Annotated in this window: 5 protein-coding genes; 1 reads left to right on the forward strand and 4 read right to left on the reverse strand. The window is 31.9% G+C overall.

Annotated elements, in window-relative coordinates; translation table 11 throughout:
• Positions 1-422 precede the first annotated feature (422 nt).
• Together KW136_RS04120 and KW136_RS04125 are read right to left on the reverse strand one after the other, a co-directional pair.
• Positions 423-1646 carry a porin gene (locus KW136_RS04120; protein ID WP_216797556.1) on the reverse strand — a complete coding sequence of 408 codons (1224 nt, stop codon included), beginning with the start codon at positions 1644-1646 and terminating at the stop codon, positions 423-425.
• A 2678-nt stretch (positions 1647-4324) separates the two neighbouring features.
• A complete protein-coding gene (locus tag KW136_RS04125) occupies positions 4325-5077 on the reverse strand; it encodes a 4'-phosphopantetheinyl transferase family protein (protein ID WP_216797559.1) in 753 nt (250 codons plus the stop codon).
• Between the two features lie 5141 nt (positions 5078-10218).
• Here KW136_RS04125 and KW136_RS04130 point away from each other — a divergent pair.
• Positions 10219-11568: a replication initiation protein gene (locus tag KW136_RS04130; RefSeq protein WP_216797561.1), complete on the forward strand. Its 1350-nt coding sequence runs from the start codon at positions 10219-10221 to the stop codon at positions 11566-11568.
• Positions 11569-11607: 39 nt separating this feature from the next.
• Here the strand turns inward: KW136_RS04130 and KW136_RS04135 are convergent, their stop codons facing one another.
• Together KW136_RS04135 and parA are read right to left on the reverse strand one after the other, a co-directional pair.
• Positions 11608-12696, reverse strand: coding sequence for a ParB/RepB/Spo0J family partition protein (locus KW136_RS04135; protein ID WP_216797564.1), 1089 nt, complete (start codon positions 12694-12696; stop codon positions 11608-11610).
• Positions 12697-12702: 6 nt separating this feature from the next.
• A complete protein-coding gene (parA, locus tag KW136_RS04140; RefSeq protein ID WP_216797565.1) occupies positions 12703-13374 on the reverse strand; it encodes a ParA family partition ATPase in 672 nt (223 codons plus the stop codon).
• Positions 13375-13458: the final 84 nt, after the last annotated feature.

Raw genomic sequence — 13458 nt, forward strand, 5'->3', positions numbered from 1 at the left:
AAATTAATACTTTATATTCAAATAACGTATTTAACAAAATATTTGTATAAAAGTAACTTTTTTAGTTAATCAAATCCAGAAGATTTTCAAAATATTTGTATGATACGAAAATATTTATTTTATAAAGTAGTCGTATCCAGATTTTCTGAAGTACTCTGATATATTTTTATTTTCTGGTGAAATTACATTCAATTTTTGAGGTAAAGAATTTTTTTTACTTTTTATAGTAAAAGATATTTAAAATTTTTTTATTTAGTAAATGTATCTAATACCATTAGATTTTTTTCCATGATAGAAAGCTATTAATAATAATATATTATTTTATGCATTTTACAGTAAAACTTGAAAAGCGCAGGTTTAACCTGCGCTTTTTTCGTATTAAACTGGCGCACTCTAACTAAAATGGGACTTGATATTCCTGATTAGAACCTATGGCGAAGGCCTAGAGAAACGTACCCTTGTGCACCACTATTCGTACTAGAAAAACCGCACGAACCAATTGAAGCTTGAGCTTTATCACCTGTACTATTCTGCTGGCCAGTAGCTTTTTGCCATGCACCAATTAGGTATACGTCAGTCCGCTTAGATAAACTATAGTTAGCACCTAAGCTAACTTGGTTATACTTAGCAGATGAGTTACCTGAACTTTTTGTATAACTGTATCCTATTCCTGTAAGCAAAGCAGGCGTAGCCTGGTAGATAGCGGATACGTTACAAGTATTATACTTTTGTGTCTGTTTAAATAAAGAAGCAGAATCCGCCATATACTGAGCATTACTATATGATGTACCGATCTTTACTGGCCCTATAGTATATTGACTAGCAACACGAGCAACTTTAAGCGATGAAGCCGAAGCATAAGCACTATTAATTGGGCTATTAAATATTGAATCGGTTGCTATTTTAGTCGAAGGCATCGTTGTATCAGGGATATTACGCACACCGTTCGTGATTTTACCACCGCTATAGTGCTGATAGCTAGCAGCTATAGAAACCGGACCATTTGTACGCCCTAGCGCAGCGCCCCAGGAACGGCGGCCACCAAGTGTTCCCGCCTGATTACCAAACGCGTATAAACTTTCAAACTGTAGGCCAGACCACATCGGACTAGTGTACTTAATCGAGTTATTAACGCGGATACTGTTATTATAGTTATCTACATCACCTGGAGTTGCAAACGCGGAGCCTAAGTAGCTGCCAGCCGTTATTTTGTGTAAGAGGTCCGTATCTGGTACATACTGACGACCTACCGTTACTGTACCGTACGCATCGTGCTGTAACCCTACGTAAGCTTGACGCCCAAATTCCTGACTACCCTGACTAAAATAGCCATTGTTTATATTAAAGCTATTTTCTAATTTGAAGATCGCCTTTACACTGCTGCCCACATCTTCCGAACCACTTAATCCCCAGCACGATCCTTTTGCGTTAGCAGTTGAAGTTCCAGTAGGTTTGGCTCCGGAAAGCGTGGTTCCGGAAAGCGTAGTTCCGGCGGGTGTAGCCCACTGATTTTTTCCTTCTTCGTTGAAGAAGTTTACGTTTTTCTCAATAGTACCATATAATGTTACCGCGCTTTGGGCGTGGGCTGCTGAAGCTGCAGTAGCGAGCACACCCAGAGAGATAGCCGAAAGTGCTAGTCGTTTCATATAATATTCTCCATAAGTTATTTAATTTTCCTACAGTCTCCGCATACCTCGACACCCTTAGAAGAAAAAATAAAAGCCTGGCTATACTGCTAAATTTATATAAATTTGCATACCGCCTTTTTCCAGAAGATGTGATATTATAAGGTGCGTTGAAATCAATAAGCGTACTAAAATTACAAAATAGCCAAGTAAATACAAAGTGCTGAAAGCAAATTAAAGTAGCGCCTACGGTACCGAAAAGTCTCCTCGTAGGAGCTATTTTGCCTTAGAAACTTCCTCATCAAATAAAGTGTTACCTATTAAATGGGGCGATTAGTTCCTCCGGTTACGCTACTAAAATTTTTTGTATACGCACTAAATAAATACTACGTCTAAAATACTATAATGTCTAGATTAAAGTCAACCACTAACAATTCACCCAGTTTTTTACTGTAGTAAAGTGCACATATAGCATCTAGAGATATCGTGCTTATAAGCAATACTTATACAAACGGCACATCCGATCTAACGGTAAGTTATATCAGCATTCTAAAGTATCCTAAAGCGTATATACTAATCACCCAGTTTCTATACAAAGCTCAGCCCTTTATTTAAAGGGCGCGCTATACAGTTTAGCGATAACAAGCGCATGGTTAACTCTATGGTCAACTAAGCAGAGAAGATAATCTCAATACATTTTTGTTTACTATGCATAATATAGATATACTATTAGTATAGTAGAAATTATGCAGCAATATTAAGAATATTTCTGCTATAAAAATAAGTATACCAATACAAAAGAAGAGCTGTATTGCTAGTTTTTTTAAAGGCATTAATAATATATTTAGGTATGCACGTTTACGAAGCATAGTACATATAAAATATTATTTATATCTTACTTAGTCTCAAGACTAAGTAAGATTATATTCGTATTATGCAGACACCCAAACACTTCTGTTTATTATAGTTAATAGTATAACATACGAATAAGTAAATTCCTAGGTTTTAATAACTAGTCTAGCTGAAATGTTATTTCAAAGATATAGTATTAAATACTTTACATCGCTCAGGTGAATAAAGTCTTGAGCGAGTGCTATATAATTTTTTATAAATAAAATTTACTATATTTTATATAATATATTATGATAAGTTAGAGTAATACGTCATTTTGTCCTTTTTTATTTATATATCTTAGCTGACGTATGCTAAATTTATTTACAAGATAACTCTCTCGGTTTTTACAACTAACATCTCGCATGTAGCAAGATCCCTGCCTATGTACTAACTATATGTACTAACTAGTACAGAGCTGTAGATGATGGACTTTTTGCTGTTTATAGAAAATCATGTATTGGCTAGTAAGCCGATATTAAGGTATTCGAATTCACGCTAATAATATTTTATAGTAAAAATACTAACTAATTATGTTATATCTTGTAATACTAGTTACGCCGATTTGACCCAAAACATAAAGTTACTTGCCTAGCTTTAAAATATTAGCGCCAAGCTAATATCGTAGTCAATACTATTACTTAGAAATGGGAGTATAGTGCTTATAACGCCCGTAATACTATACGTAACTAACCAAACCTCTCTAAAATAATCTATAAAAAGCCGACATGATAAGACTCAGAAAATATGCAATACTTGCCCGTAAAATTTTTTAACCAAAGACGCCTTCCCTTACTACGATCTCCATAGCGATAAACATAATTTATACGCTTTTGTAGATAAAAAATAAAACTACCCAGTAGAAAAATTATTAGTGTAGATGCGAAATTTTATATATCTACGATACGCAATATCGACATTGCAATATAGCATTAAATGCATTAGACATTAATATTGCTCTATTTAGCAAGCTATTCTAGTAACTTCAGAGTATGTCATTCAGGTTCGCGCAATACAAATATATTTTGTACTAGTGGCTGCAGCATTCGAATACTTCAGTAAAGTATTTAATATATTCAATAGTTACTAAGAACAAATTATTAATATAGATGCAGTAAATTATCTGATATAGATCTATTTACCGTTATTATTTAATAAATAATGCGCTTTAAAAATATAAAAATAATAAATTTGTCTGAGTTTTTTCTACTTAATATAAACAGTAATAGAACGCTAAAACGATAAATTGATATGAACTTATTTTCAGAATAATACATATTATTAATTGAGTTATGCTCCGGCAGAGGCATACCCTTAATTTGGTATTGTTAAATGCATAACACTAGTTATGTAAAATAGGTGTTATGCGGTCAGATCTATTTAAACCTGGTGAGTAATAATACTCTGAGCTAATGACTTAGCAATTGAGCTTGCATTTTTATATACATATTTAGCATTACAATACTAAATATGTATGAGCCCTATATTTTATTGAAATAAAAACTCTAAGTAAGCAGAATATCTAATCTAACTTGTTATGCAAAATTTTGCTTTTATACTATATAGTATAATTATATTATATCATGTCTAAAATAGCGAGTTTTAATAGGATCGCAGCAAAAATATACATAAAATTATAACAATATTTTTATAAAATTTTAAAACATAAATAACTTCATCGAAGTTAATATATATTTAGTCCAAGATTCAATTTAAATATGATTAGAATAAGCTGGAAATCTCTTAATTCGTAGTAAAGTGCGCTTAATACTATGTATGTATATGACTCTCGTGCACAATTAACAGAACTAGCTGGACGTATATGCATTGACACTGCCAGCCGGTCCAAACGCGATACAGCCGAGGTAGCTGACGAGGTCATCAATCCAATATAGCTGCAGTTCAGGAATATTATTCCATTTATCGCTCAGTGGTGCTTTAATATGTTGCCTATCATAGGCATAAAGATCTATTGAAACCTTCTGAAGTCCATATCTAACACCAACACCTAACGCTTTTAGAACAGCCTCCTTGGCCGTCCAACACCGTAAGAAACCTTTAAAACCATGCATCGGACCGCTCCCGAGCAACATCCGCTGCTCGGGAGCGGTACATACCGTTCTAAGTAATGCCCGCCAAGCTATCACGCGCTCGATATGCTCTATATCTATGCCAACGCAACGCCTCTCTGAGAGAGCAATTAACGCATGCTGGCCCGTATGTGTAACGTTAAAGGATAATGTATCTCTGTAGCCATCAAGTTCTGGGCGTCCGAAGGCCCCTAATGAAAAGCGCAGCGATAGCGGAACAGCGCCAGTATGTCTAGCTAGCAGTGTTCGCAAAACAGCACGCGTTGCAGCAAAGCGCAGACGATCCGCATCGAGTTGATAACGCAATGCTTGTCGCTGCTCATTAACAGTTAGCCATGTCTGAAGAAGGTTCCATGCAGAGGGTGTGAGTGGAACCTGAACATGCCACAATACCACGTCACTAGGCCAGCGTCCGTTGGAGTGCAGCAAGGTTGTCGTCGCAGTACAAATTACACTTGGCTCATCGCTCATATATCAAGCTACGGTTAATCCATAACGTGCTATTAAGCGGCTTATTACGAAGACGAAGCTTCCAGGTTGGTTATTCGGCTTATAGCACCGGACCCGTCGTAACGCTAAGCCTAAATAGACACTTTTTGGTTAAGGCGATGAAATCAGCATGATCTTTGGTATACATGCCGCCTACTTTCGCGTTTTTTAGAATATAAAATATGGTGACATTACCCCTGATTTTAGGTAAGTTTTTATCTGCTTTTACTTGAAAAGTATAAGTATTATATACTAATCTTGATCAGTAAAAACTGATACAGCGTTAACAACACCCAGTATACAGCTTTTGCACCTGCGCTAATATTTTTTATAAAAGTGGCGTTATTGCATGCAATATGCTACTAATGTGGTCAAATTTCTACTCATGCTAGCAATAGTGGATATTTTTTAGAAAATATTATTGATTTTTAGCATCTACTTATATATAAGCTACCTCTTCAAAAACGCTACATTATTTACCTTAACTTTCCGCACTGAATACAACTCCTACAATAAATCCTATATAAACAGTAATCAGCATAGATTAATTAATAATAAGAGCAAAGTAATCTAAATTTTATAGCGCAATATAACAGTAGCGTATCTAGTACAGATAACTAGAGATCTAGATGTATTATTATATCTAGTTATTTTTTAAAACTATCCGCTAAATAATCTAATACCTTTAACTAGTTATTCTTATGTGCCTAAATTAATCTTCACTGATATAGCTATTTTATATAACATAGCATGTATAATATATATTATTGCTATACAAAATTTAAATTTTGTTATAATATAACAGTTTACTTGTTTATGCGCTTTCATCCCTATAATTTTATAGTCTCATCAGGATATAAAAAATAGTTAAACTATATTTTCTTCTACAGCAGAATACTACGCTTTTTTCCTAACTAAAATTAGGTATTATTTAAACTTTATATCTACTTATATTTTTATATTTTATAAAGTCTTTTATCACAGCATAGTTAAAATTAGTTATTTTAACTTAACTTACTAAGCATCGTATAAAATACGATATTATTTTTGTTTTATATAAACTATAATAAACACCAAAAATTAATCTAGGTGAGATCACTTGTATACTACTAAACTAGCGTTTATATAACAAGTAAGTTACAGCATAAGATATTTATTTTTAAATAAATATTAATAATATATAATAGATTATATCTAAAAATCACTTTTACCATTTTATATGGTGCATTTTTCTATAAATTAACATAAAAAAATAAATAGAGGTGTATTTATAAGATACTCTGGCTTAAAATTTAACCTTTAGCTGAATGATAGTTATTGTTAATTGCTAGTTAACAGCTTGTTACTCATATTAAAGCGTCAGACTTCATATGAGATAAATTTTTTATAAAAAATATTTACGATTATTTATCTGCTTAACGCGTACTCTATCTTTAGTAGAGCATGCGACAATATTCTATTTTAGTTAAATATATCTGTTCAGAGTAATTATATATGAGGACTTTACATATAAATCCACGCAAGAAGATAAGCTGTTTTAGCAGAAATATATAATGTGCTATTTTTTTACGTAAAATATCTCTATATAAATAAAAAATTAATTTATATACTAAATAATATTTCTTTATTTAGTATATAAAACTTGCATCGAAAAATCCTAAATTTTAATTAGAATCTATCTTTAGAGAGTGCTAAAAATATTTAGTATAAAATACCCCGTGCGTTTCTATGAATAATGTAGATAACTTTTTAGTTAATTAAAAACTTTATAAGACTAAAAATATAAAACTTTTATCTTTACTATGCTTATTTTATATAAGAGTGTATTATACATATATACGCTTTTTAACGTTTAAAATAAATTACTATATCTATAGGGTAATAAAATTACTAAATATAACTAAATTTTATATATAAATATAGCAGTGTTATTACACTTAATAGACTTTATCGCATCTTCAGCGTAGACTACGATACATAATAAAAAATACTTCATCTCTTTGAATATAGTATTAGTAGAACCAATATCGTAGTCTCTAAAACTTTTAGTTAAATATTGATTATTTTTAATAGACGTTAAATACTGACTCTACAAGAGAGTAATTATTTATTAAAAATAGAATAAACCTAGGTATTTTCTTAGAGAATTCTGTAAAAACTAGATAATATAAAAATATATTTTTTACTACTCTAGATATAAGTCTAATATTTAAATATGATTAAAAAATAAGCCTCGTATATTATACTGCTTGACAGCATAACTTTTATGCATGCCATATATTGAATACATGTCAAATAATGATCTAATATTTTAGAATATTTAGTGCTATTCGTCTGCTTCTATATACGATAATTTGTATATTTAAAATCATTTATTTATTAATTGATTAAGTCTATATTATAATAGAGAGTCACTTACTACTTGCGTAGTAATAACTATTAATTATTAATTGCAGTATCTATTTATCAGCTATATAAAATAATTAATTTTATTAATACGCTACCTGAGCAAAGTTTTTTAAAACATTAATAAAAAATCGTGCTATTTAAATAATTCAGTTAATCTAGTAACTCCTTTGATTTAGTAAAGAATAAACTTTATTAACTAGTAAGTTAAATAAACTAGTTAATTTTAGGATTTTTATAAAAATGGATTAAGGCTGTCGATAAATTAATAGAATTTTATGCCAATGTATTAGCATAATATGCTGCATATAAACAGCAGCTTTTTGCTGCTATAAAATAAATAAGGTCTGTTTTATATTTGGCTGCTAATCATTAGAGGCCGAATAAATCGCACCTGTAACTGTACAGTAGAAGTAATATACTATTTAATATAGTATTATTAGTTTTATTATAGTAAAAATTTATCTAAAGGTAATATATGAATTTTAAACATAGTTATATATATACTATAACTTTTTATAAACGGGATATAGCGTACCTGACCCAAATAAAGCTATCTCACTAGCCTGTCTAGTATTATTTATGCTGCGTTTACCACGCATACAATTCGTTTAACTAGATAGTTTTAAAATTCAGAGAATTAACTCGCCTATATTCTATATTAATACTATAATTCTTAATTAACAAACGCTAGATATATTTATAACTACGGTAATGTTATAAATAAACAGCCTGCAAAAAATAACTCATCTTAACTTTAGTTATACTAAATTCTCGTCTTACTTATTGAATAAACTTACATTTCTAATATATTAATATTAGAAATGTTTATTTTTATAAACGGTGAGTACCTTCGTATGCTAATAATGCTTGTTAGCTATTTTTAAGTATTGTATGTTAATAAATAAAAATAATAAATATTATATTATTTTCTTAATTTTAAGGAAAAATAGTCTTTTATACAATATTTTGTATGTAGTCATTTTTATACTAAAAATAGAAAGTTGTAATTAAGCTATATACGCTCTAATAAAAATATTTTTAAAAAAATATCCTATTTAAAATAGAATTTTATATTTGATATACAACTATGTTATCTAAATATTTTAGAGATAAAAGCACTAGCATAAGTTATATTAAAAAGGCTTATTAAGCACAATTCTTTAACGTTTAAAACATACGTAATTCACTTGTAAAAAATTTTCTGCTTTAAGCATTACTTTATGCGAATATATTTTATATAAAAAGAATTTTGTATTATGCTATGCATTGAAATGATTAATGTCGATAATTTTTAAAAAATTTTTTTAAAAAAGTAAACTAATTTAGTGTATAATCAATGTTAATTTTTTAAAAATTAGTAATTTTTATTTTTAATGATCTTATAGATGGTTTAAAAAATGCAGCACAGCATATTACCTAGTAATAGGTTTTATATATTTAATCATTCTTTAAGTTCTATATTTTAGAAGGAGCATTATTTATGCGAGGTATTTTTACGTACTTAATTAATATAATTATTTTTGTTATTTAATAAAAATAATTTATTTTCATAAACTTTATTAAGTTAGTTGAAAAACATAAAAATTACTTTAAAAACGTTAACGTTAGCTGGAACCCTTATCCATCATGGCTTTCCGGGCGTTAACGTGAAGGTTTGCAGGAGTTACAGTGAGATTCTACGGGATATTAAAGTGATGGAGTTCAGGGGAGGAGGTGAGGAATAGCGGGAACTATGGTGAGCGAATTCGGGGTTAGATAAACCCAGTTTTATAACTATAGGTGAGTAAATTCGGGAATATATACAGATTAATCAGGTCTAGTACAAGGTTTAACGTTACCTTCTTCCTGAAAAAAGAAGTTAGTGAGATTTTTCGGGAATTAGTAGTCAGCCAATAAATCGCTTTTTACTGCTTACTTAAGGTTTGGTGAGCTTTTTCGGGATAAAATTCTTCGAAAAGTGAGTTAATTCAGGAAAAGATATTACTTTACAGTTCATTCCAAGTAGAATTGCGGTTTATTGGCTGGCACTACAGTGTAAATATTCTAAAAAATAAGAACGGGTATTTCACTAGGTGAGAATTTTCGGGAGGCAAATACAGCTTAGGTAAATTTTTTAGTACTCCTTTTGAGGAAAGAGGGCGATATTTTATAATGCTATTACCCCTATTCTTCACTAGATAAGTTTCAGAAATATATGTATACAACTATATGATACAAGCGATTTTAATATAATTTACTTAATAAAGGTGAGCCTTTTCAGGACTATACAGTATAGTATATGGGAAAGCGCGCATACAATTTATATAAATATAATTTTATAATGTAAAAAAATTCTGCGCGTTATACTACCAATAGTGGACAGAAGGTGCTTTTGTAAGAGAGAAATAAATATTAGTAATATTTATTTCTCTCTTAGTGGAATATTTTATAGATAATCCTTAGTAATTATAAATTAATCACTAATTTATAATAAAATTATTTAATATAATTTCCTTCCAAACTTTCTTATTTTTAACCTCAAAAATTTATTTATAAAAATAATGGTTTTAACTAACACATAAATTGATAAATAAGTTAAAAGTGAGGTTTTGCGGGAGAGTATTATTCTTGCAAATAATGGTTGCACTATTCCACTAATAACAGGTGAGTATTAAATATAGACAGTCCTCACTATTACGGGTATTCTCTCGTCAATCATTGACTAGATTTAACGTATGGCAACCCGCGTTGCAAAGAAAAAAACTGATGTTGTTAGCCAAACCTCCGCAGAGTTGCGAAAAGCTGTTGAGGCTATTGCAATTCAGCCGAAGAGTGGCAAGATTACTTTGCTAACTCGCAAGTTGTTTAATGTGTTATTAGCTGTTGCGCAGAAGGCAGATGAGTCGGGTGATACTTACCGAGCTTTGCTTTCAGAGATTGTTAAAAACTCTTCATTTGACTCTAATGACACAGCCTTAGTTAAGGAACATCTACGCCGGATGGTGTCAGTGCAGGTTGAATGGAGCACCGGAACATCAAGCCAAAGACCAGGGCGTAAATGGGGCATTTCAACATTAATTGCAGATGCTGAAATTTTTGAGGATATAACTACTCGACGCGTATGGGTCGAGTTTTCATTTGCTCCGAAGATTAAGAAAAAGCTTCTTGACCCTGTCCAGTATGCTCGCCTAAGCTTACAGTTCCAAAGCCAATTACGTAGCAGTGCTGGGCTAGCGCTTTACGAGATCTGTGTGCGCTACTTAACTAATCCCAGTCATCTTACAATGCGTGAGCCTTGGGAGTGGTGGCGTCCTATTTTATCCGGGACGCCTGACTCCGAGGGCAGTGATGATACTAAGCGTGAATATAAATATTTTAAGCGAGATTATCTTCGTCCTGCTATTGCAGAAGTAAACGCGGTAACTAATATTAATATTGAATTAATTGAATATCGCGAGGGGCGGCGCATATCTGAAATTCAGTTTCAAGTGGCGGAGCGTAAACAACCAATACTAGCGATCGATCAACATCGAAATGTACTTGATAGCACCTTAATCGACCGTATAGTGAGGCTTGGTATTCCATTAAAAGACGCTCAGATAATATTTAATGATAATGAAGAAAATCGTATTCGTGCTGCGCTTCAAATGACAGAGCAGCGTATTTGTAGCACAACGTTGCCTGTAATACGTAGTGCTGCAGCACTATTTAAAGATGCACTAAAAAAGGGTTATGCACCTGCGATTAAGGCAGTTCAAACATTGCCTTATATCAAGAAGCCTGTTATAGGGAAAGATCCTAAGACTCGGTTATTAGCTGAATATGCTACATATCGTCGAAAGCAGGCTCGGGAGCTTTATAATAGACAAAATAACGCAGAGCAAGCTCTTACTCGAAAGTCATTTGAAGATGAAGCGTTACCAAGCTTGGGAATTCATTTGCGGGACGAATGGCGAAAGCGTAGTGTCTCTTCAAAGATTGCCGAGACAGCTTTTCTTGATTGGTTTGTGCTAAAAACATGGGGCGAGCCAACGGATGGTGATTTACTTGCATTTACATTAAATCATATACAAGCTACAGAATAAGCATGTTAGTATAAATACTATTAATAGAATATAATGGTATTATATTTCAGTTATATTGCTTTCATAGTTGTTAGAATTCGACATTTCTGGCATTAACAGTTTTTCAATTTTTTTTAATAATTCTTCACGCTTTTTAGGTATTAATCCTTTAAGTTTTAACTCAAGTCGGTCATTACCATATGATTTTAAATCACCTAAAATTGTTCCATTTATTTTAATCTCCAGTCGTTGCTTATAACGCTGCCGACGAGATGGCTGTAGCTCATTATTTAATAATTTTTTGTTTTTAATAATATCAGCGACTTGTCTAGTGCTAAGGTCATTAGCAATAATTTTATTAATTAATTTAAGCGAGGCATTTATACCTTTTTCTGAATTAAATCGAGCGATTTGGTATGCCATATTAGACCCGAACCGATCAGGCCTAGTTAGCATTTCCCGCATGATAATTTCTGGAAGTTTCGCAATTCCTAATGCGACGGCTACCGTTGATTCATCGATACCAAGCATCTCAGCAAGTTCACGTTGACTTTTAAAATACTGTTTATCGAGAAAACCTTGCCATACAATAGCATTATCAAAGACTGTTTGCGAATCTCTTTGGACATTTAAATCATAACCAAGCTTATAGCTCTCAATACCAATTGGTAAATCTACAACAATTGCTTTTACACTTTTATGGTTAGATTCTTTTAATGCCCTAATACGGCGGCCACCATCACTTAAAAAAAATGTACCAGGATTTTCGTGGTCAGGAATAACATGAATAGCTTGCTGTTGACCTTGTTTTGCAATATTTATAGCAAGCTCTTGAATAGACGACTTTAAATAGAAATAACGAGGATTAAAAGAACTTAGTTTAATTACTTGCAATGGTAATTGAATAATCTGTCCTGGCGTATACTTAGCTTTAGTACACCACATAGAATAAGCTACCGATTCGCTCGAATGCGTAGTAATAGTCTTTGACTGACTATTATCAATTTCTATTAGTTTAGAGATATCGAGGCTATTTTGCTGTTTAACTAATATATCTATTGTATTAAAGCGCTCTAGAGACGTCTTTTTTTCGCTAGTTGTTATATCTAGCTGTGTTCGAAAACCTCGGGCTAGGCGGGTAGATTTCATACAATTTTATATAGAAAATTTATTTAAAAGTGCTGAGATTTCATTAGCACAAGCTCTGATCTCGGCGCTTGCTAGCTTACTACTACGGTCTGTCATTTGTAAGACTGTTTGCCCCAGCGCCATTGCCTGCTTATAGCACTCTCGGGTAGGAATCTGAGTTTTTAGAACTGGCAGGCTAATTTCTTTGAGTGACTGTTTTAATTCACGTGTTAGCATTCGTTTTTCTTCAGTTTTATTAAGGAGAAAAACAGCTTTTAAAGCTTTGTTTATTACCTGTGCTTGCTGAATAAGCTTTATTAAGCCTATGCTTGACCAATAATCAGCGGGAGATGATGATATTGGTATAACAGCAATACTAGCCGCTAGAAGTACAACGCTAGAGATTTTTTCTGTAATTGATGGTGGGCAATCTACAATTATTAGGTTGTAATCACTAACAAATTTTTTTATTTCTTTATAAATTTTTTCTCCTGATTCTGCTAAGTTTATTATTGGAAACGGAATGTCTGTTTTTTCACAAGTAATATTAGACCAGTGAACTAATGTATTTTGCCCATCTGCATCAATAACTAAAACTTTTTTTTCTTTTTCGTAGAATGCTGCACCGAGATGCATTGCAATCGTACTTTTTCCAACACCCCCTTTTTGCTGGGTCACCGCAATTATTTTAGCTACCACCTTAAACTCCACCGATAATTAAAAGTATATATTAACTTTTTTATAAGAGGAAGTAACACTTTTTATTTATATTTACTCAGAACT

Source organism: Candidatus Vallotiella hemipterorum (genome assembly GCF_910593725.1).
GTDB lineage: Bacteria > Pseudomonadota > Gammaproteobacteria > Burkholderiales > Burkholderiaceae > Mycetohabitans > Mycetohabitans hemipterorum.